We start from the raw sequence: 19,475 nt of genomic DNA on the forward strand, positions 1-19,475 counted from the left end.
GGGACACCGCAGCGAGGGCCGCATGGCTGTGACACGACGCGATGTCTTTGGGCTAATCTGTAGCGCGGTCGCCATGGCCCCGGCTGTGATGCGCCCCGCGGCAGCACAATCCATGCACGTTGAAAGGTTTGCGATGCAGCCAGAGACCGGATGGCGATTTTTCACCGACAACGTGATGGGCGGTGTCTCGACCGGGCAATTGGCCTTTTCGCAGGAAAACGGCCAGCCCTATGCGCGGATGACCGGGCGGGTCAGCACCGCCAACAGGGGCGGCTTTATCCAGATGCGGCTCGACCTCGACAATTCACCGCCAGAGAATAGCGAAGGCGTGCGGCTGATCGTGCGCGGGAATGACCAGCGGTATTTCGTGCACCTGCGCACAACGGGAACCGTACTGCCGTGGCAATACTATCAGGTTGGCTTTGATGTGACGCGCCGCTGGGCCGAAGCAAGACTGCCGTTCACCGCCTTCCGGCCCGCAAGCCGCCTTCTGCGCGCGTCGTTGCGACCGGACAGCGTGATCTCGGTTGCCGTCGTCGCATATGGCCGCGACCATGACGCCGAAATTGACGTTCGCGAAGTCGGGTTCCTCTAAATGCAAAAGGCTGCGTCGCGGTGTTGGCCAGCAGCATTCCCAATAGCTCCACTGGCCAGAGGCGGTTTTGAATGACATATATCGCGCGCGACCGTGACGCCGAATAGCTCGCTCCGGCGCATTGGGCACTGCCCCAAGACAGACCCAAACCCGAGAGCTCTACACAAGCTCACAGGCGCTGTTTCGTGGTGACCAGATGTTCCAGCGCCGCAATCGAAGACAGCGCATCCCCAAAAACAATGTCGATATCGGCGACGGACTGAACATCTTCAGCAGTCAGATCAGCGCCCGGTGCTACGCCGATAAATGCGCTGGGACACGTAAGGCGCAACGCCACCACGACCCGCAATAACTCTGGAAGCCTGTCGCAACTGCTCAGGGACAGGCCGATGATTTTGGGCTGGGTTTTCTTGACACGGTCCAGAAGACTGTCTTGGTCAGGTCCAATCCGCAGATCGATATCCCAGCCGGCTTCGCGAAACATGTCAGACGCGATCGTAATCCCGACACCGTGTTGTTCGCCGGGCACCGTTGCAAACAAGGCCGCCCTTCGACTATCGAACGGGTGATCCGATAAACCAGAGGCCCGCAGCGCACGCATGAGAGCATAAAGCGTTCCAGCCGCCACCGTAACCTGCAAGGGCGTCAGACTGTCGTCTTCCCAACGCTCCCCGAGCAGGCGGGCGGCCTCACCGATATAGCCCAGATAAACATCCTCGTTGGTCGCGCCCTCAGCGCGCCGTGCGGCTATGAACTCCAGTGCGACGCGCGGCTGATCGGGCACCAGTAGCAAATCACAAAACGAGGCAATATCATCCGGAGCGATGGACGTTCTGGCCACCTTTGTGCGCACCGATACTCCCTCTGAAACGCGCTCAACCACCTCACGCGCGAATTGTTCCAGCACATCAGAGGACAGCATTCGGCCCTTCTGTTCGAAGAGCTGCGCAACATGCGCAAAAACATCATTGTCAAAGGTGGTTTCTGACCTGTGCATGTCTGTGTCCCCCCAGCAGCAAGATGATCGTGCGAAGATGCTGCACGAGATCTCTGTCAGTCCTAGCTCCTCAACCAAGGATTCTCAAACGGTAGCCCAAGTAAAGAGATGAGACAATGGCATGACTGCGCGACGATGACGCGGTGGCAAGCAAACCCGATGCGCGCCAGAATGAGCGCACCGATCACGCATTCTCGCGGCTCCGGCCAGTTTGCACGGCGATACAGACGCTCTTCGGCAAATCGGGACACTGACTACGTCTATTGCCGCCTTTGCAGCCAGGCATTGGGCGCAATGAGAAATGGCAAAGCGCGATCGCAGCCGTGCTGCTTTCTTCGCAGCGCAGACAGTCGCGGCTGCAAAGTCGTCATACCGTGATGGCTTTGTTCAAGGCTTTCCCCAAAGCGGACCTTCACCAGCCTTCACCGTGGCTGCGCCACAGCCAACTATTCCCGCCATTCGCGGCAACTGTGAATGCTGTGACCGGATGAACTCATAGTCTAATGGCAAAGCCGGCGCGGCTTTATTCACGCATCAACTTCTTGATACCTTCGATGAAACTCGGGTCGCCGAGGCTCTTGCGCTCGTCCAACAGACGCTCCGCATCTGCTCCGGCACGAAAGCGCAAACGGTCGGAGGTTTCGTGAGCGGCGTTCCAGATGACCTCTGCCACCGTTTCGGGGGTAGACGGATTTGACGCCAATTTCCCGAACAGGCGTCCCATGGCCTCGGCGGTCGGTGCATAGTCCGAAAGGCTCTCGTCCATCGCGAAATCAAATGAGCTGCCGCCAAAGTTCGTTCGGATCATACCCGGCTCCACGATCCGCACTCGAATGCCAAGTGGCTCAAGCTCAAAATGAAGCGCCTCTGACAGACCTTCGACCGCGAACTTGGTGCCGTGATAAAGCGTGCCGAGCGGAAAGGTGATCTGCCCGCCGATGGACGAGATATTGATGATCGTGCCAGAGCGGTTCTGGCGCATATGGGGCAGAACCGCCTTTGTCACCTCCAGCAGCCCGATCACGTTTGTGTCGAACTGTCGGCGGATCCGGTCCATCGTGAACGCCTCGAGCGCACCATAGGCGCCGTAGCCTGCGTTGTTCAGCAGTACGTCGATCTTGCCGAAACGGTCGATGCCCGCCGACACAGCGGCCGGGATCGACGCCGCATCGGTCACATCCAGCCGGACAACGGCCACATTGTCCAATGCGGCCAATGCATCGCCTTTGGAGGGGTCGCGCATCGTGGCGATCACGTTCCAGCCGTTTGCCTGAAAGTGCCGGGCCGTCGCCTCGCCGATACCGGATGAGGCACCTGTGATCAGAATGGTTTTCATGTCTGTCTCCTTATGCGTTCAGGTCGAGCATCTCGGCGATGCCGAAGTTCGTCAGGACGGTGCGGGTTACATCATGGAGCACGTCGTTGTAGCGCTTGATCTCGGGGCCAACGCCGACATGGTCCACCACCGTCCGAAATGGCTTTTCGCCGAATGGCATGTCCAGAAGGGCGATGACTGTCTCTGCGATCCGCTCTGGCCGCTGCATTGGCGTCGCCTTGAGCATTTGGGCCAGCCCTGCGTTCGACATTGCGGGCACGGCGGCAAAGTCGCCGTATTCAGCCTCGCGCGCTGCGTCCTTTGGGGTCACCAGACCGTCGAAGAAGGCTGTTGGCATCGCACCGGGTTCGATGAGGCACGACTCAATCCCGAAACCGGAAAGCTCGGTCCGGTAGCATTCTACGATGGCTTCCAGCGCCCATTTCGACGCCGAATAGGTGCCATAGAACGGGGTCGCGATCCGTCCGATCAGGCTGGAGGTATAGAGTACGGTTCCCCGGCCTTGCGCCCGCAGATGTGGAAGGGCTGCCCGCATGACCCGCTGAACACCCATGACATTCACATCAAATACATGCGCCATGTCGTCTGGCGACATGAGTTCCTGAATGCCGTAGGAACCGATCCCAGCGTTGTTGAACAGGATGTCGAGCCCGCCCAGTTGCGAGATCGCATCTGCCACGCCGCGCTCGGTGCTGACCGCCTCGGTCACATCCATCTCGACGATTTTTGCGCCTGCGGCTTCAAGCTCGGCAACCGTCGCCGCGTTCTTTCCGCTGCGACTGCGGACGCTTCCGGCGACGTCGTAGCCCCCTGCAAGCAGCGCCAGCGCGGTCGGCTTGCCGAAACCGCCGGCGATGCCGGTAATCATGACTTTTTTCATCTTTGCGATCCCTTCATATCAATATGAACACGATATTCAGGAAAGGCGTGGCAATCTTTCTGATTGCTCCGCGTTTCTTGCACAATACTCCAGACATCGCATCTTTCGGCAAGCTATCGCGTCGTTGCGTGCTATGGCTTCGGGGCAAAGAACTGGAGATGGCCATGAAATCTGAAACACTCTTGGATCGCGTGTCATCGATCCTTGACCAAGCAGGGTTGCAACAAGGCGCGCTGCTTCATGCGGATAGCGGGATACATATGTTGCGCCACGAGGCCCCCACCGGCCAGAACGCGACCGTCTATCGCCCGTTGCTCTGCCTTATTCTTCAAGGCGCGAAGGACGTTGCAACCGGCACCAAGATGTTGACCGTAGGTGCCGGGCAATCCCTGATCGTCAGCCATGCCTTGCCGGTGCTGTCCCGGATCACCCAAGCGACGCTTGAGACCCCTTACATCGCGCTCGTCTTCCCCCTTGATCTGGATTTGCTTCGATCGCTGGCACCCGCAGTGTTGCCGTTGACTGACAGCAGACCCTCGGATCCATTTTCAATTCATTTGTGTGATACGAACGAAGAGATCGACGACGCGCTGCGGCGCTATCTTGGTCAATGCGAAAGTGACGCCACGCGGCGTCTGTTGGCGCCAATCACCGCCCGCGAGATCCACGCCCGCTTGTTGCTGGGGCCGCATGGCGACACGCTGAACAGATTGCTTTGGCACGGAAGCACGGCCAGCCGCGTTTTTCAGGCTACGCGGGTCATCCAGACCCATCTTGCCAAGCCGATTGTTATCAAGGACCTCGCACGCGGCGTCGGCATGAGCAGTTCGGCCTTTTTTGAGCAATTCAAGGCCGTAACAGGGACATCGCCATTGCAGTATCAGAAAGACCTGCGCCTGCTGCGTGCCAGAGATGAGCTTCAGACATCCAGTGCGAAAGTGTCAGAGATCGCATTCGGCGTCGGATACGAAAGCTCGGCGCAGTTTTCGAGGGAGTATTCTCGAAAATTTGGTCGATCGCCGAGAGAGGACCGCGAGCTCGTGCTCGGCAGATGAACACTGGTGTTGTCCGAGAGAGGACCGGATCTCCCTGCGAAGGCACTCTATCCGGTGTCGGATTCTTGGTCATTCAGGGTATTGGCGTCGGAGAACCAAAGCGGATATTGCGCCGACCGGTAGTCCAATTTCACCCTGCAGTTGAACTAAAAATTGAAATTTACGGCAAAAGGCATGTTGCGTGCAGCAATCGCGCTTTGTTTGGCGCGACGCTTTGCAAACATTCCGCGCAAAACAATTCATCAGTCTGCGCAATTTTTGCTCTTTTCGAGCCATCTTAGGTTTGAAGCTGAAAATAAGCAAACTCCGACCCTCAGCATAAAACGTATTATATTCAGATATTTGAACGACTAACACACTGGCTTTCAAAAAAAACCATAAAGTGTTTCAGCATTAACCGATGTGGCGTTGATACAATCTGGCAGATTTCGTCCAGACCAGAAGCAAGCAGGATGGACAGAGCCGTGGAGCTCAGGTTTTTCGAGATTTTCCGGAATGTTGACTACGTCAACTTATTGTTCGCAGGGGCGGCGCTGAGCGCGGGGTTAACCCTTGCGGCTGGGATACTGGGCTTCGGGATCGCGATGGTTTTGGCCTTTCTGCGCCACCGCAAGGTCGCAGGTATTCACTGGATCGCCGCCGCTTATGTCGAATTCATCCGCAACACACCGCTGATCGTGCAACTGTTCTTCGTGGCTTTCGGGCTGCCATTGCTGTTGGGCTATCAATGGCCGTTCTGGGCGCATGCGTTGCTGGCTTTGGTGCTGAATTTCTCTGCCTATTTTGCCGAAATCCTGCGCGCGGGCTTCAACACAGTAGGCAAGGGACAGGAAGAGGCTGCACAAGCCATGGGGATCAGCCCCATGATCATCTTCCTGAAGATCACGTTGCCACAGGCCGTGGGCAAGATGTTTCCATCCCTGAGCAGCCAGTTCATTTTTCTATTCCTGACCACCGGGATCATCTCTGAAATCGGAGTTCGTGACCTGACCAACGCAGGGATTTTCGTCGACAGCCGCACCTTCCGAACATTCGAGGTCTTCGTCACACTGACCGCGATCTACATCGGCATTTCGCTCAGCTTCAAGGCGCTGATGGTTGGTTTGTATCGGGTTCTCTTTCCATGGGTGGGGCTGCAACGATGAGGGATGTCCTGATCGAGATATTCGGGCGACCGCATGGTATCGTCATCTATCAATTGCTCGATGCCACGCAGTTTACGATTTATCTGTCGTTGATCGCCTTCGTGGGGGGCGGGCTTCTGGGCGCTGTTATCGCACTTGTCCGGATTGCGCCCAGCAAGTGGGGCAAACGCTTCGCGATTGGCTATATCTGGCTGTTCCAGTCCACGCCGCTTCTGATGCTTCTGTTCCTGACCGGACTTGGTGTGCCGCGCCTGTTCGGTATGAATATCGACCCGTGGTATGCTGCCAGCATTTCGCTCACGCTCTATTCAAGCGCCTATATGTCAGATGTTTGGCGCGGCGCGCTGGAGTCCATTCCCAAGGGGCAATGGGAAGGAGCAAACGCGCTTGGGCTGCGGTTTCTGCCGACCCTGCGTCTGGTGGTCGCGCCGCAAGCTGTGACCATAGCACTGGCGCCGACAGTCGGATTTATGGTGCAGATCATAAAAGGCACGTCACTGGCCTATATCATCGGTTTTACCGACCTGATGACGATTGGCAAACGGTGGGCAAATGCCCCTGTGGCGGGCACCGAACCTTACATCATATTTCCGTTGATGGCGCTGATCTACTTCGCGCTGTGCTTCCCGCTTTCGCTCTATTCGCGCCGCCTGGAGCGCCGGATGGGCACCGTCAAGACCGTGCAGCCGGTAGCGACTGCATGACAAAACCACCGTCACTATAGAAAGGATGACACCCATGAAGTCACTTCGATCCCTCTTTGTCGCCGCGGGCCTTGGCCTTGCAAGCCTTGTGCCCTCCGCAGCATTGGCCGACCTGTCCGATATTCTGGCGCGCGGCACCATCAACATCGCGGTGCCCGAAAGCTTCCCGCCTTTCGGTGCGCTTGGCATGGAAGGCGAGCACCAAGGCTATGATGTCGATGTGGCCAAACTGATCGCCGCTGATCTGGGAGTCGATTTGAACATCGTGCCCGTCAGTTCCAACCAACGCATCCCGTATCTGGAAACCGACCGGGTTGATCTGGTGATTTCGTCCATGGGGGCAAATCCCGAGCGCGCCAAGTCGATCTGGTTCTCCTCGGCTTATGCGCCGTTCTACTCTGGCGCCTTCGCGGCGGCTGATCTGGATCTGTCGTCCGTGGCAGACCTGTCAGGCTTGAAAGTTGGCGTCACAGGCGGCGCGCTCGAAGATCTGGAACTGACCCGCACCGCCCCGGAAGATGCCGAGATTATCCGCTTCGGTGACAACGCAGCCACATTGTCAGCCTATCAGTCGGGCCAAGTTGATGTGTTGGTCACGGGCAACACTGTCGCGGCGGAACTAGCGGCCAACAACCCCGATCTGAGCGTGGATGTAAAATTCATCATGCGCGACTCGCCTTGCTTTATCGGGGTGAAGAAAGGCAACAGCGACCTGCTGCAATGGGTCAATGTTTTTATCATGCATAAGACATTGGGCGGCGAGTTGAATGAACTCTCCCAGCAATGGTTTGGGCAACCGCTTCCGCCCTTGCCGACCCTTTGATACCAACCGCCCTGCCACGATCATGTGGCAGGGCTCTTTTATTGGTCGCGCTTTATTTCACCGTCGCTGCACTGACGACAATAGAAAGCAGGCGGTAGCGAGGGCGGACGAAACGGCTATCGGTTACAGCGGACCCAAAGACGGCTTTCGGAACGTCGGTCAATACGGTCGTTTTTTACCCTTTCGGCCTTTTGTCGCCATAGAAGATCACCCAGACCTTGAAATCGTCCGTAAAGCTTTCGAAACGGTGGGACACATGAGCTGGCACGAACAGCAGGTCACCCGGGCCGAACGGCACCACTTCGTCGCCGCGTGAAAACGTACCAGAGCCGGTGGCAACAATGTAGAGTTCGTCCCGATCATGTGGCATCTGCTTGTCCTCTTCCACCGGGGCGTAGAGTTCGATAGACACCTCACGTGTCTCAAAAACGACTTCAAAGAGCGATGTTTCGGAGAGCCGCTCTGCGACATCCGCAAGAGAGTGGCGAACCGCCTCCGATGACCGTGGTCCGGCATCCCTCGGGCTTCCTGTCCTACTGGATTGCTGGCTCTGTTCTGTGCTGTTCATGACATTTCCTCTTGCGAATTGGATTGCGTCTGCGCCCATCGCCACGAGAGCGGAGATGGTGTCAACGGCAGAGTAAAAGTGAGCCAAAGGGCAACGCAAAATGTTGCCACTTTGGGGTTGTGACAGTCAGCGTCAAGACGAGCGCCAGCATCCGGGCAGCCGCGCTTGTCATATAGCTGGCGGTTGCCCGGATGCTTTGGCCCGTCAGGGCCAATCTGTGCGGATTCGGGTTTAAGTTTTGAGGGTTGCCTGTCGCGCCTTGCTTTGGCCAAAGCGGCAACTCAGGCGCCGCTTGCTTTCATAGCCTGATGCAACACGCAAAGCGCTCCATAGCGCGCTGTGTAATATGCTGATATCTGATACAAAATCTGGTTTCAGGGGCCGTATTTGACCTTTGCCGAACAGAAAATACGGAAAAATGGCAGGGATGGGCCAAAGTGCCAGACGCTAAGCCCAGCGCCAGTGCCGGACAAGAGGGTGAAAGCACACTTCGGATCAATCGGAGCCCAGCATGCCTGAGAACAAAAGCTGCCTGTCTGGAGCCTTTAATCAAGTCTAACGTTTGAGTGCCACCGTGTCGCATAGGCCTTTAGCGCTTCAATGCTGTCCACCGCGCTATGTGCCGCTGGCTGGACCAGCTCCGCAGGGGTGCTCATCAACATCGCAGCACCAATGCTTGTTCCGGTTGCGGCGTCGCTCTTCAGAACTGGGCGGCCTGTCGCGGCCATGAGCATGGAAACAAATTCTGCATTTTTTGCAAACGGACCTTCGACGATCGTCGGGCCTGATGCCCCGGTCAGCCGGAGACAAGTATCCGTCATCAAAGCGAGGTAGAACGACAGCGCGACGGCTCTACGCCCGGTTCCAGTACCCGGCTCTTCACCGATCCACTGCATGTGCCGCCCCTGAAAAGGGCCTGTGCGGGGATCAACGGCTGGGAGGATCATAAGCGATGAGGCCAAAACGTCTGCGATGTCCTGACTTGAAGGGTCGGATTGATGACCTGGCTGGATGATCTCAAACTCTCGCCCACCCATGAAGCGTGCACTTGGCACGGCCTGCCCACGCGCGTTGACGTTGACCAGGGTATCGCGCGATGGATCAAGAGGGGTATCCGCGCCGCCCACAGACATTACGATCACCCATGTGCCGGTGGAGACGACCGAGAAAGACCCGCTTTGAGTCAGGATGTGTGGGTAAAGTGACGCGTTTGAATCGTGAATACCGACACTGACTTGGGTGCGCGGTGGCAGGCCAGTGGCCTCGGCAATGTGGGGCAGAATCTGCCCGAGCACCTCTGTTGATTTGCGCGCCGGTGCAATTTTTCCTTCTATGCCAAGGACAGCAGGCAAGCTAGAAAACTCTCCTGTGCGTGGTGCCCAAAGGTCGGTGTGGCACCCGATTGACGTGACATCCGTCGCGGCGACACCTGTCAGGCGATGCCCCCAATACTGCGGGTAGGTAACGATCTGCGCCGTGCGATCCCGCAGTGTCGGGTCGGTTGCAAATTGGTAGTGAAGTTGCGCGCCGATGTTGAGCCCACCGGCGAGTTTCGGAGAGCCTGTTTGCGCGAAATCGGGGCGGATCGCATCATACTCGGCGATGATCCGGTCGGGGTATTCATGCTCGTAGTCCAAAATCGGCGCGGCGAGTGAGCCGTCATGGGCCAGCAATGCCGCACTGGCGCCATGGGTCGTTATTGATATGGCATCGACCCCATGTTCACGATGGAACGTTGCCAAGGCATCTAGCAGAAACGTCCAGTGCCCATCTACGTCGTAGTGCGGCCATGGCGGGCCGGCTTGCACGATGTTGGGACGGGTGACGACGGCGATTTCTGTCAGGGTCTGTACATCGACCAAAGCCAGTTTTGCGTTGGTCTTGCCGATGTCGATGACGGCGATGTGTCTAGGAGAGGTCATGGCATGTAGAACAGAGGCGTCAGCGCGACTGCAACCGGCGACGTATCAGCGTTCGTCTCCATGATATCACCCATATGCGCCCACCATTTCTGCATGACAGGATGATCTGCCAAGGCCTCCATGCCGTGATCGTCTGTGCGGATCAAGACGCCGATCAGGTGGTTTGTCTCTTCATCCAGATGGATCGAATACTCACTGATACCGGCCTCGTGCAACAAAGCGACAAGTTCCGGCCAGATCGCATCATGACGGCGTTTGTATTCGGCCATCTGGCCCGCGTGCAGGCGCATTCTGAATACGTAGCGTTCGCTCATGCCTTGCGCCTTGCGGCGACCATCGCCCATAGGCGCGGCAATGCAATCACGCCGATCAACAGCAAGCCGATAAAGATCGACATCACGATTCCGGGGACGTTCAGAAGCCCCAGCCCGAAGGTCACAAGCCCCATGACAAACGCGGCGATGACAACACCGGGAATGGTGCCGGAACCGCCAAGGATATTGACGCCCCCAAGGACGACCATCGTGACCACCTCTAGCTCCATCCCCATGGCAATACTGGGGCGGGTGGAACCCAAGCGAGAGGTCAGGCAAACAGCCGCCACGCCCGACATCAGGCCCGTCAACAGAAACAGGATGAACTTGACCCGCTGCACACGGATCCCACTGAAAAGCGCCGCTGTGGGATTGTTGCCGATTGCATAGACGGCGCGGCCGAAATTGGTCTTGTGGAGCAAGACGCCGTAAATGATTGCGATGATAACGAAAAGCAGCATTTCAACGGTAAAGACCCAGTAAATATAGCCCTGACCGAACCACGAAAAGCTTGAGGGGTAGCCGCGGAAGGCATCATCGCCCAGGATGATGAAGCTGATGCCGCGAAACAGGCTCATTGTGCCAATGGTAACGACGATCGAGGGCAGCCCCAGAACGGTGACGAAGAAACCGTTGAACGCCCCACATAGCAAGCCAACGGTCAGCCCGACCATGACCAATTCCGGCGTCCCTGCCCCGTATTGCAGCGCCAACCCCATCGCAGTGCTGGCCAGCGCGATGATCGAGGCGACGGATAGGTCAATTTCGCCCGATATGATGAGCAATGCCATGGCAAAGGCGATCATCGCCTTCTCGGTGAAGTTGAATGTCGCGTCGCTGAGATTCCAAGCGTTCAGGAAGTAGGGTGACGCGAAACTGTTGATCATGAAGATCGAAATGGCAACGGCCAGCAACAAGGCTTCCCAGCTTTTGAACAGTCGTGCCGCGCTACTGTTCAAACGGTCAGGAACGTGACGCGCCTGAGTGGCAGGTTGGGGAGCGTCGGTCATTTTGCACCTTCCGCTTCTTTGAGGATAATGCGGCCCTTTTTACGGCCAGCGCGGGCGTTGAACGCGACAGCGATCAGGATCGCGCTGCCCGAAATCGCAAGCTGCCAGAACGGTGAAATATTGACGACCGGCAAGGCGTTCTTGACGACACCTAAAAAGAGTGCGCCCAGCACGGCACCGCCAACAGACCCGATCCCGCCCGCGATCGAGATGCCGCCGATCACGCAGGCCGCGACGACCTCCAGCTCGAACCCGCCTGCGATATCGACATAGGCCACGGCGAAGCGCGATACCCAAAGATAGCCCGTCAGACCCGCCAGCGCGCCGGACACCACGAAGGCCCAGAACTGCGTTTTGCCCACGTCGATGCCTGTATAGACCGCCGCATGGGGGTTGCCGCCGACAGCAAAGATCGACCGCCCGAACTGGGTTCGCGCCATCATGATCGCGAACAGGAAGATCGTGACAATCGCCGCCCATGACAGTACTGGCAGACCCAACAGCACCATGCGCGGGACGCCGGTAAAGGCGGGGGACATCTCGTGGCTGTTCACCCATTTCCCATCTGAGATAAGAAAGATGATGCCGCGAAAGATCGTCATCGTGCCCAAGGTCACAACGATAGGCGGAATCGCAAGTTTCCAAACAAGGACGCCATTGATTGCGCCCAAGGCCCCGCCCAGCAAGATGGCAATCGCGATAATGACAGGGATCGGAAGCCCCGGCATGGCGACATTGATCATTGCCACCGCCATACCTGTCAGGGCCAGGTTGGCCGCGACTGACAGATCGATACAGCGTGTCAGGATAACCACCATCTGCCCAAGCGCCAGAATGATCAGCGGGGCGGTGTCGTTGAACACATTCGCCAGATTGGACGGCGCGACAAAGCCGGGAAAACGCGATGCCACAAGTATCAGCAGCACAAGAATGGCGCCGGCGAGTATCGTCTCGCGCACTGGAACAAGCCGCATCATGCTGCGTTCCCTTCGGAAGAAGATGTGATTCCCGCGGCGTGGCGGACAAGGATTTCGGGGCTCAGATCAGCGCCGTTCAACTCGGCCGCGATGCGCCCTTCGCGCATGACGATCACACGGTCTGACATGCCGATGACTTCGGGAATTTCAGAGCTGACCATGATGACCGACAAGCCCTGCGCTGCCAGTTCTGCCATAAACTCATGCACCGCCGCCTTGGACCCGATGTCGATGCCCTTGGTCGGCTCATCCAGAATGATGACCTGCGGCTGCGTGGCAAGCCATTTGGCGATGACCACCTTCTGTTGGTTGCCGCCCGACAGGTTGCCGACATCTTGGTCCAGCGCGGCGGCGCGCAAATCCAGACGCTGCGAATATTCACGGGCGAGTTTGAACTCCTCCGCCATTTGCAGAAACCCGCGGCGTGATGTGCGCCCCAAGGACGGCAGGGTGATGTTCTGGAAAATCGGCAAGCCGATCACCGCGCCCTGTTTGCCGCGATCTTCGGGCACATAGACAATGCCATTGCTGACCGCGTCGGCAGGAGATCGGATAACCGTAATATCACCATTGATCCGGCAGACCCCTTTAGAGGGCTTTGTGATCCCGAAAAGAGCCTGCATGAATTCGGACCGACCCGCCCCAACCAGCCCGTAAAAGCCAAGGATTTCGCCCCGGTTCAGGGAGAAATTGATTTCAGAAAATTCGGTCGGGTGTTCGTAGCCAACGACCTTGAGAACCTCTTCGCCAACGTCATGGGCGCGCGCGGGAAAGATCTGGTCGACAGACCGCCCGACCATCATGGTTACAAGATCGTCCTCGGCAATATCCGCGATCCTGCCATCGCCGACAAAGGCGCCATCGCGGAACACGGTATAGCGGTCGGCGATGCGGAATATCTCGTCGAATTTGTGGCTGATGAACAGGATCGCCTTGCCTTGGGATTTGAGGGTGTCGACCAAGTCGTACAGCTCTTCGATTTCCTTGTGTGACAGCGCGGCGGTTGGTTCGTCCATGATGACGACGCGGGCATCCACAGACAGCGCGCGCGCAATCGCAACAAGGTGTTTGTTGGCGATCCCAAGCTCCCGCAGTTGGGTGTGCGAGTTGAAGGGCGCACCGATTTCTGCCAGCAACGCGGAGGCTGCGCGGTGCATTTCGGACGTATCAATAAGGCCGAAACGCGTCTTGGGCGCGTGGCCGATATAGATGTTTTCCGCAACGGATAATTCATCAAACAGAACCGTTTCCTGATGGATCGCGGTGATACCGGCCTTGGCCGCGTCATTGGGGGCCGCAAAAGACACGGGCTGCCCGTCGATGCGGATGGTGCCGCCGTCGGTCTTGTAGATACCGGTCAGAATTTTGACGGTCGTTGATTTTCCGGCGCCGTTCTCGCCGACCAATGCCGTGACTTGGCCCGGATAGAGGTCGAGCTTGACGTCATCGAGGGCTTTCACCCCCGGAAATGTCTTTGTGATCATGTCCATCGAAACAATCGGTGTCACATCTGGAGCGTGTGGCGCGGGATGCGTCATAGATATGAACCTCGTTGGGCATGAAGATTGGGGGGGTGTAGGCGTTCTGGCCCGATGCAAAGAGTGCGCCGGGCCAGATAGGAAAGTTCAGAAGATCGACTTGAACTGTTCGATGTTGCTGGCGTCGTAGACAAACGGATCGGCCATTGCGCCTTCGTTGTTTTCATCCAGCGTCAACGCGCCCATGCGGCCCATCGGGATTTCTGCGCCCGGTGTGGCCTCTACGCCATTCTGGCTAAGCTCATATGCGAGCATGGTCGCGGAATAACCCAGATCAATCGGGTTCCAGATTGCAAACGACTGGGACGCACCCGACTCAATCGCACCGGCCATCTCGGATGGCAGGCCAAGGCCCGTCACGTTGACTTCGCCGACTTTGCCGGCATCCACGACAGCCTGAGCAGCAGCCACGATACCAACGGATGTCGGGGCAATGATTGCGTCCAGATCAGGGTAGGATTGCATCAGGCCCGTGGCTTCGCGGTAAGATTTGTCGGCCAGATCGTCGCCATAGACGGTCGCGACAACCTCGATCTCCGGATAATCGCCCATGACGGCCATCATCTCTTCGATCCAGATGTTCTGGTTTGTGGATGTGGTGGTCGCGGACAGCAACGCAACTTCGCCGCCATCGGGCAGGTGATCTGCGGCCAGTTTGATGATCATGTTACCGATCAACGGGTTGGACGATGGGTTCAGGTGCAATTGGCGGCCTTCGGGTGCCACGCCGGAATCCCAACTGATAACCGTGATCCCGCGCTGCATGGCACGCTGCAACGCCGGCACAAGCGCGTCGGTATCGTTTGCAGAGATTGCAATGGCGTCGACCTGCTGGGCGATAAGCGCATTGATCACTTCGATCTGGCCTTCTGCCGTCGTATCGGTCGGACCGGTGTAGATGATCTCGACATTGCCAAGTTCGGCTGCTGCTTCTTCCGCGCCTTCAGCGGCGGCTTCGAAGAACCCGATGCCAAGAGCTTTGACAACGAGCGCGATCCGCACGTCATCTTGTGCAAATGCTGGAGAGCCAAGCATCGCACCGGCCAGTGCAACGGATGTTGCTAGTTTCTTGAATACACTCATGGTTTCCTCCCTGGAGTGGTTTGGTTCAGGCTGGCAATCTTGCCACCCCCTCTTTCTGCGCGGCACCCATTGGCACCACGATCAGTGTCACATCAGCGCTTTCCAGCATGGCCGCCGTGCGGTCATCTATGCCGTCGTCGGTGATGATTGTGTCGATGCGTTCAAGCGGGCAAAGTACAAGGCTTGAGCGGTTTGCGAATTTCGAGCTGTCGACCAGAACGATGAGTTCTTCGGCCTGACCGATAAGCTTTTGCTCCGCCTGGATCAGCAGCGGATCGCCTTCCATCAAGCCCAGCGGTCCAATGCCTTGTGCGCCCATAAACATGCGCTTGGCGTAGAAATTGCGCGTCACGTCATTCTCGAACGGGGACAGGATGATGTTTTGCTCGCGGTAAATGATCCCGCCGGACAACATTACGGTGTTGCCGGTATTCTTCAGCAGGTGCTCCGCGATCGGAAATGAGTTGGTGAACACCTGCATACGGCGCGATGCGAGTGGGTGGACCATTTGAAACGTGGTCGTCCCGCCATTTATGATGATCGGCTCGCCGTCATCGCAAAGCTCTACCGCGGCGGCGGCAATCGCCTGCTTCTCAGCAATGTTCATGGTTTCGTTGACAGAGAACGGACGCCCCGCAAGGCCGACAAAGGGCTTTGTCGTGATGGCTTCCGCCCCGCCACGCACGCGACGCAAGCGTTTCTGTTCATCGAGTGTGTTGATGTCGCGGCGCACCGTCGCTTCGGACGCGCCGGTCAGCGCACATAAATCAATGACCGTGACCAAGGACCGATCCTGAACGGCGGATAGGATAACTCGGTGACGGTCTTTCTCGTGCATTTGATGCCCTTTCGATCCGCCTAAGTTGGATTGAGTCGCGGCATTTTGTCAATCATTTTTTATCAACTTCAATCATTCTGCGCTGCAGTATGACTATATCTGATTGAAAATGATTGACTTGCGAGGGTGATCCCGTCAGTTTGCTCGCAACATTTCCGTCTTAACCTGCCCACCCCGGAGACACGCATGACCTCTTCCCAGAACAACCAACGCCTTGAAAACAAATGGGACGAAGCCCTTGCGAGTAAGATGAGCGAGCCTGAAAAGCTGCTCTACCGGTCCAACCTGTTGGGGTCGGATAAAAGAATCACGAACTATGGCGGCGGCAACACATCTGCAAAGGTCATGCAGAAAGATCCGCTCACGGGCGACATGGTCGAGGTGCTTTGGGTTAAAGGGTCCGGCGGGGATGTCGGGTCCATAAAGATGGACGGGTTTTCGACGCTCTATATGGACAAGCTGAACGCGTTGCGGGGCCTCTATCGGGGGGTTGAGTTTGAGGATGAGATGGTGGCCTACTTGCCCCATTGCACGTTCAATCTGAACCCGCGTGCCGCGTCGATTGATACTCCGCTTCATGCCTATGTCCCCGCCAAACATGTGGACCACATGCACCCCGATGCGATCATTGCGATTGCGGCGGCCAAGGACAGCAAGGCGCTGACGCAGCAGATTTTCGGCGATAGCATTGGCTGGCTGCCTTGGAAAAAGCCGGGCTACGAGTTGGGTCTTTGGTTGTCAGAGTTCTGCAAAAAGAACCCGGACGCAAAGGGTGTCGTTCTGGAAAGCCACGGGTTGTTCACATGGGCGGATGATGCGCAGGACTGCTACGCGTTGACCATCGACATCATTCAAAAGGCGATGGACTGGTTTGCAGACCAGACCAAAGGCAAAGACGCCTTTGGCGGGGCGGTTCATAAATCGCTATCCGCTGACGAGCGCCGCGCGACAGCGGCCCGGTTGATGCCTGCCATTCGAGGATTTGTATCTGGCCAACAGCATATGGTCGGCCACTTCACCGACAGCGAGGCCGTTCTGGAATTCGTCAACGCCAAGGACATGGATCGGCTGGCAGCGCTTGGAACGTCTTGCCCCGACCATTTTCTGCGGACCAAAATCTGCCCGCTCGTGGTTGAATTCGATCCTGCAAAACCCGATGTTGAAGCGACAATTGCGGGACTTTCCGATGCAATAGCAGATTACCGCCTAGGCTATCAGGCCTATTACGACCGCTGCAAACGTCATGACAGCCCGGCCATTCGCGACCCGAACGCGGTTGTGTACCTAATCCCCGGTGTCGGCATGATCACCTTCGCCAAAGACAAAGCCACAGCACGCATTTCCGGCGAGTTCTACGTCAACGCCATAAACGTGATGCGCGGTGCGGATGCCGTTTCCGAATACCAGGGCCTTCCCGAACAAGAGGCATTTGACATCGAATACTGGCTTCTGGAAGAGGCCAAGTTGCAACGGATGCCTGCACCGAAATCGCTGGCGGGTCGTGTGGCGCTCGTCACCGGCGGAGCTGGCGGCATCGGCGCGGCGACAGCTGAACGCTATCTGCGCGAAGGCGCTTGCGTCATGTTGGCCGATATTGACGACGCAGCCCTGACCGAAACCTACGAGGGGCTCAGCGAAAAATACTCGGCCGATGTCGTGCGCACTGTGAACATGAACGTAACGGATGAGACCGCGGTGGCCGCCGCCTATAGCACCATCGCAGCCGAATTCGGCGGTGTGGACATTCTTGTCAGCAATGCTGGCATCGCCAGTTCCGCCCCGATTGCGGAAACATCCCTTGATCTGTGGAACAGGAACATGTCGATCCTGTCGACCGGGTATTTCCTTGTCAGCCGCGAGGCGTTCAAACTGTTTAAGGTGCAGGATATTGGCGGGGCTGTTGTGTTTGTCGCCTCCAAAAACGGGTTGGCAGCATCGCCCAACGCCTCGGCCTACTGCACAGCGAAAGCGAGCGAAATCCACCTCGCCCGCTGCCTGGCACTGGAAGGTGCGCAACTGGGTGTGCGTGTCAACGTCGTGAACCCCGATGCGGTGCTGAAAGGCTCCAAAATCTGGCAGGGCGAATGGCTGGACCAGCGCGCCGGAACCTATGGCACCGACAAAGACGGACTCGAGGAAATGTACCGAGAGCGCTCCATGCTGAAACGGTCTGTCCTGCCCGAAGACATTGCAGAGGCAGCATATTTCCTTGCCTCCGATCTGTCGGCGAAGTCCACAGGCAATATCATCAACGTAGACGCAGGCAACAAAGAGGCGTTTACGCGATAAGCGTGTGCGGGAGGATTCATCATGAGCTACGAGAGCGCGAAAGCCGCCTTTGCCGATTGGAGCGTCGATACCGAAGCAGCCCTTGCAAAGCTGGCGGAGATACCGATTTCCATGCATTGCTGGCAGGGCGATGATGTTGTCGGGTTTGAACAGAAATCCGGCAGCTCAGGCGGCGGGATTCAGGCGACGGGCAACCACCCCGGTCGCGCCCGAACGCCCGATGAATTGCGCGCCGATCTGGAATTTTCCTACAGCATGATCCCCGGGAACCATCGCCTGAACCTGCACGCCTGCTATCTGGATACCGACCAGACGCCCGACCGCGACGAGATTGAGTTCCGGCATTTTGCGCCGTGGGTTGATTGGGCCAAGGATCAGGGGCTTGGTCTTGATTTCAATCCGACGTTCTTTGCCCATGAAAAGGCCGACGACAACCTGACGCTAAGCCATCCCAATCAGGGGATCCGTGATTTCTGGATCGAACACGGCAAACGGTGCCGAGATATTGCGGCGCGGATGGGGTTGGCTTTGGCGACGCCTGCGGTCAACAACGTCTGGGTGCCAGACGGCTACAAGGATACACCCGTGGACCGCATGGCACCGCGTCAGCGGCTTGAGCACTCTTTGAACGCGATGATGGCAGACCCTCACGACAAAACCGAGATGCTCGACGCTGTGGAAAGCAAGTTGTTCGGCATCGGGGTAGAGGCCTGCACTGTCGGCAGCCACGAATTCTACATGGGCTATGCGATCCGCAAAGGCACGATGCTGTGTCTTGATATGGGGCATTTCCACCCGACCGAGAACGTGGCCGACAAACTCAGCGCAGTCAGCCTGTCCGTGAATGAAATCCTGCTCCACGTCAGCCGCCCGATGCGGTGGGATAGTGACCACGTGATCCTGCTGGATGATGCTATCCAACAGATGGCTCATGAATTGGTCAGCGCTGATTTGCTGGGGCGGACCCACATCGGGCTGGATTTCTTTGACGCAACAATCAGCCGCACCGCAGCATGGGTCATCGGCACCCGCAACATGCAAAAGGCGCTGCTGCGCGCGCTTCTGGCGCCATGGGGACGGCTTAAATCAGCAGAGGATGCGCTGGATTGCACCCAACGACTGGTCGTTACAGAAGAACTCAAGGACCTGCCTTACGGGGCGGTCTGGTCAGAGTTTTGCGACCGGATGGGCGTAGCGACAGGCCAGACGTTGATCGCTGATCTTGACCGCTACAGCCAAAGCGTGGCTGGTCGAGTCTGAGGCAAGGACGACTGTGCGTATTCCGGAGGATCCGGCCACCTATTCCGACAACATCCGGCCACCTGTTCCGGGGTATCCGGCCACCTGTGACGCGTTGCCGTGAGGCAGCGTATTTTGGTTATCAGTCTTGAGGGGTTTCGT

At 57.5% G+C, this 19,475-nt stretch carries 18 protein-coding genes; 7 read left to right on the forward strand and 11 right to left on the reverse strand.

Translation table 11 applies throughout. The features are described 5' to 3' along the window. Nucleotides 1-22 precede the first annotated feature (22 nt). Entirely contained in the window at nt 23-595 is a 573-nt protein-coding gene (locus tag ROE7235_RS13615) for a CIA30 family protein (protein ID WP_121096055.1), read from the forward strand. Between the two features lie 169 nt (nt 596-764). On the opposite strand, the gene ROE7235_RS13620 is transcribed toward ROE7235_RS13615, so the two are convergent. The 3 genes from ROE7235_RS13620 to ROE7235_RS13635 form a co-directional block, all read right to left on the reverse strand. Continuing rightward, the gene (locus tag ROE7235_RS13620; RefSeq protein WP_121096056.1) at nt 765-1,592 is read right to left on the reverse strand and encodes a cobalamin B12-binding domain-containing protein; all 828 of its coding nucleotides are present in this window, start codon (nt 1,590-1,592) and stop codon (nt 765-767) included. Nucleotides 1,593-2,115: 523 nt separating this feature from the next. Next, nucleotides 2,116-2,928 carry an SDR family oxidoreductase gene (locus tag ROE7235_RS13630; protein WP_121096058.1) on the reverse strand — a complete coding sequence of 271 codons (813 nt, stop codon included), beginning with the start codon at nt 2,926-2,928 and terminating at the stop codon, nt 2,116-2,118. A 10-nt stretch (nt 2,929-2,938) separates the two neighbouring features. Then, nucleotides 2,939-3,808: an SDR family NAD(P)-dependent oxidoreductase gene (locus ROE7235_RS13635; RefSeq protein ID WP_121096059.1), complete on the reverse strand. Its 870-nt coding sequence runs from the start codon at nt 3,806-3,808 to the stop codon at nt 2,939-2,941. Nucleotides 3,809-3,855: 47 nt separating this feature from the next. Here ROE7235_RS13635 and ROE7235_RS13640 point away from each other — a divergent pair, with 47 nt between their 5' ends. The 4 genes from ROE7235_RS13640 to ROE7235_RS13655 all read left to right on the forward strand — a co-directional run bounded on the left by ROE7235_RS13640 (nt 3,856) and on the right by ROE7235_RS13655 (nt 7,535). After that, nucleotides 3,856-4,863 carry an AraC family transcriptional regulator gene (locus tag ROE7235_RS13640; RefSeq protein WP_245963973.1) on the forward strand — a complete coding sequence of 336 codons (1,008 nt, stop codon included), beginning with the start codon at nt 3,856-3,858 and terminating at the stop codon, nt 4,861-4,863. Nucleotides 4,864-5,315: 452 nt separating this feature from the next. After that, on the forward strand, nt 5,316-6,008 hold the full coding sequence (locus ROE7235_RS13645; protein ID WP_121096060.1) for an amino acid ABC transporter permease: 693 nt from the start codon (nt 5,316-5,318) through the stop codon (nt 6,006-6,008). Next, complete coding sequence (locus ROE7235_RS13650; protein ID WP_121096061.1) at nt 6,005-6,712, forward strand: amino acid ABC transporter permease; 708 nt, start codon at nt 6,005-6,007, stop codon at nt 6,710-6,712. Before ROE7235_RS13645 ends, ROE7235_RS13650 begins: the two co-directional genes overlap by 4 nt. Before the next feature lie 34 nt (nt 6,713-6,746). Beyond that, the gene (locus tag ROE7235_RS13655; protein WP_121096071.1) at nt 6,747-7,535 is read left to right on the forward strand and encodes a transporter substrate-binding domain-containing protein; all 789 of its coding nucleotides are present in this window, start codon (nt 6,747-6,749) and stop codon (nt 7,533-7,535) included. 175 nt (nt 7,536-7,710) lie between these two features. On the opposite strand, the gene ROE7235_RS13660 is transcribed toward ROE7235_RS13655, so the two are convergent. The 8 genes from ROE7235_RS13660 to ROE7235_RS13695 form a co-directional block, all read right to left on the reverse strand. Beyond that, nucleotides 7,711-8,103: a cupin domain-containing protein gene (locus tag ROE7235_RS13660; protein WP_121096072.1), complete on the reverse strand. Its 393-nt coding sequence runs from the start codon at nt 8,101-8,103 to the stop codon at nt 7,711-7,713. A gap of 545 nt (nt 8,104-8,648) precedes the next feature. After that, nucleotides 8,649-10,025, reverse strand: a complete 1,377-nt coding sequence (locus tag ROE7235_RS13665; RefSeq protein WP_121096062.1) for an FGGY-family carbohydrate kinase — start codon at nt 10,023-10,025, stop codon at nt 8,649-8,651. Continuing rightward, nucleotides 10,022-10,339 carry an L-rhamnose mutarotase gene (gene rhaM, locus ROE7235_RS13670; protein ID WP_121096073.1) on the reverse strand — a complete coding sequence of 106 codons (318 nt, stop codon included), beginning with the start codon at nt 10,337-10,339 and terminating at the stop codon, nt 10,022-10,024. The genes ROE7235_RS13665 and rhaM overlap by 4 nt, the downstream gene beginning before the upstream one ends. Beyond that, on the reverse strand, nt 10,336-11,349 hold the full coding sequence (locus tag ROE7235_RS13675; protein WP_121096063.1) for an ABC transporter permease: 1,014 nt from the start codon (nt 11,347-11,349) through the stop codon (nt 10,336-10,338). The genes rhaM and ROE7235_RS13675 overlap by 4 nt, the downstream gene beginning before the upstream one ends. Further along, nucleotides 11,346-12,326: an ABC transporter permease gene (locus ROE7235_RS13680; protein WP_121096064.1), complete on the reverse strand. Its 981-nt coding sequence runs from the start codon at nt 12,324-12,326 to the stop codon at nt 11,346-11,348. Before ROE7235_RS13680 ends, ROE7235_RS13675 begins: the two co-directional genes overlap by 4 nt. Then, complete coding sequence (locus tag ROE7235_RS13685) at nt 12,323-13,810, reverse strand: sugar ABC transporter ATP-binding protein (RefSeq protein WP_306418877.1); 1,488 nt, start codon at nt 13,808-13,810, stop codon at nt 12,323-12,325. The genes ROE7235_RS13680 and ROE7235_RS13685 overlap by 4 nt, the downstream gene beginning before the upstream one ends. A gap of 141 nt (nt 13,811-13,951) precedes the next feature. Then, nucleotides 13,952-14,947: a rhamnose ABC transporter substrate-binding protein gene (rhaS, locus tag ROE7235_RS13690; protein ID WP_121096066.1), complete on the reverse strand. Its 996-nt coding sequence runs from the start codon at nt 14,945-14,947 to the stop codon at nt 13,952-13,954. A 25-nt stretch (nt 14,948-14,972) separates the two neighbouring features. After that, nucleotides 14,973-15,785 (reverse strand): DeoR/GlpR family DNA-binding transcription regulator, encoded by an 813-nt coding sequence (locus tag ROE7235_RS13695; protein ID WP_121096067.1) that lies wholly within the window; start codon nt 15,783-15,785, stop codon nt 14,973-14,975. 186 nt (nt 15,786-15,971) lie between these two features. Here ROE7235_RS13695 and ROE7235_RS13700 point away from each other — a divergent pair, with 186 nt between their 5' ends. Both ROE7235_RS13700 and ROE7235_RS13705 read left to right on the forward strand, forming a co-directional pair. Continuing rightward, nucleotides 15,972-18,074: a bifunctional rhamnulose-1-phosphate aldolase/short-chain dehydrogenase gene (locus ROE7235_RS13700; protein ID WP_121096068.1), complete on the forward strand. Its 2,103-nt coding sequence runs from the start codon at nt 15,972-15,974 to the stop codon at nt 18,072-18,074. A 21-nt stretch (nt 18,075-18,095) separates the two neighbouring features. Beyond that, on the forward strand, nt 18,096-19,334 hold the full coding sequence (locus ROE7235_RS13705; protein ID WP_121096069.1) for an L-rhamnose isomerase: 1,239 nt from the start codon (nt 18,096-18,098) through the stop codon (nt 19,332-19,334). Nucleotides 19,335-19,475 lie beyond the last annotated feature (141 nt).

It is taken from the genome of Roseinatronobacter ekhonensis (assembly GCF_900499075.1).
Taxonomy (GTDB): domain Bacteria; phylum Pseudomonadota; class Alphaproteobacteria; order Rhodobacterales; family Rhodobacteraceae; genus Roseinatronobacter; species Roseinatronobacter ekhonensis.

Bases quoted from the DNA above. Each gene is read 5' to 3' on its own strand.
- ROE7235_RS13615 (WP_121096055.1), top strand. From the start codon at position 23: ATGGCTGTGACACGACGCGATGTCTTTGGGCTAATCTGTAGCGCGGTC.
- ROE7235_RS13620 (WP_121096056.1), bottom strand. From the start codon at position 1,592: ATGCACAGGTCAGAAACCACCTTTGACAATGATGTTTTTGCGCATGTT.
- ROE7235_RS13630 (WP_121096058.1), bottom strand. From the start codon at position 2,928: ATGAAAACCATTCTGATCACAGGTGCCTCATCCGGTATCGGCGAGGCG.
- ROE7235_RS13635 (WP_121096059.1), bottom strand. From the start codon at position 3,808: ATGAAAAAAGTCATGATTACCGGCATCGCCGGCGGTTTCGGCAAGCCG.
- ROE7235_RS13645 (WP_121096060.1), top strand. From the start codon at position 5,316: ATGGACAGAGCCGTGGAGCTCAGGTTTTTCGAGATTTTCCGGAATGTT.
- ROE7235_RS13650 (WP_121096061.1), top strand. From the start codon at position 6,005: ATGAGGGATGTCCTGATCGAGATATTCGGGCGACCGCATGGTATCGTC.
- ROE7235_RS13655 (WP_121096071.1), top strand. From the start codon at position 6,747: ATGAAGTCACTTCGATCCCTCTTTGTCGCCGCGGGCCTTGGCCTTGCA.
- ROE7235_RS13660 (WP_121096072.1), bottom strand. From the start codon at position 8,103: ATGAACAGCACAGAACAGAGCCAGCAATCCAGTAGGACAGGAAGCCCG.
- ROE7235_RS13665 (WP_121096062.1), bottom strand. From the start codon at position 10,025: ATGACCTCTCCTAGACACATCGCCGTCATCGACATCGGCAAGACCAAC.
- rhaM (WP_121096073.1), bottom strand. From the start codon at position 10,339: ATGAGCGAACGCTACGTATTCAGAATGCGCCTGCACGCGGGCCAGATG.
- ROE7235_RS13675 (WP_121096063.1), bottom strand. From the start codon at position 11,349: ATGACCGACGCTCCCCAACCTGCCACTCAGGCGCGTCACGTTCCTGAC.
- ROE7235_RS13680 (WP_121096064.1), bottom strand. From the start codon at position 12,326: ATGATGCGGCTTGTTCCAGTGCGCGAGACGATACTCGCCGGCGCCATT.
- ROE7235_RS13685 (WP_306418877.1), bottom strand. From the start codon at position 13,810: ATGATCACAAAGACATTTCCGGGGGTGAAAGCCCTCGATGACGTCAAG.
- rhaS (WP_121096066.1), bottom strand. From the start codon at position 14,947: ATGAGTGTATTCAAGAAACTAGCAACATCCGTTGCACTGGCCGGTGCG.
- ROE7235_RS13695 (WP_121096067.1), bottom strand. From the start codon at position 15,785: ATGCACGAGAAAGACCGTCACCGAGTTATCCTATCCGCCGTTCAGGAT.
- ROE7235_RS13700 (WP_121096068.1), top strand. From the start codon at position 15,972: ATGACCTCTTCCCAGAACAACCAACGCCTTGAAAACAAATGGGACGAA.
- ROE7235_RS13705 (WP_121096069.1), top strand. From the start codon at position 18,096: ATGAGCTACGAGAGCGCGAAAGCCGCCTTTGCCGATTGGAGCGTCGAT.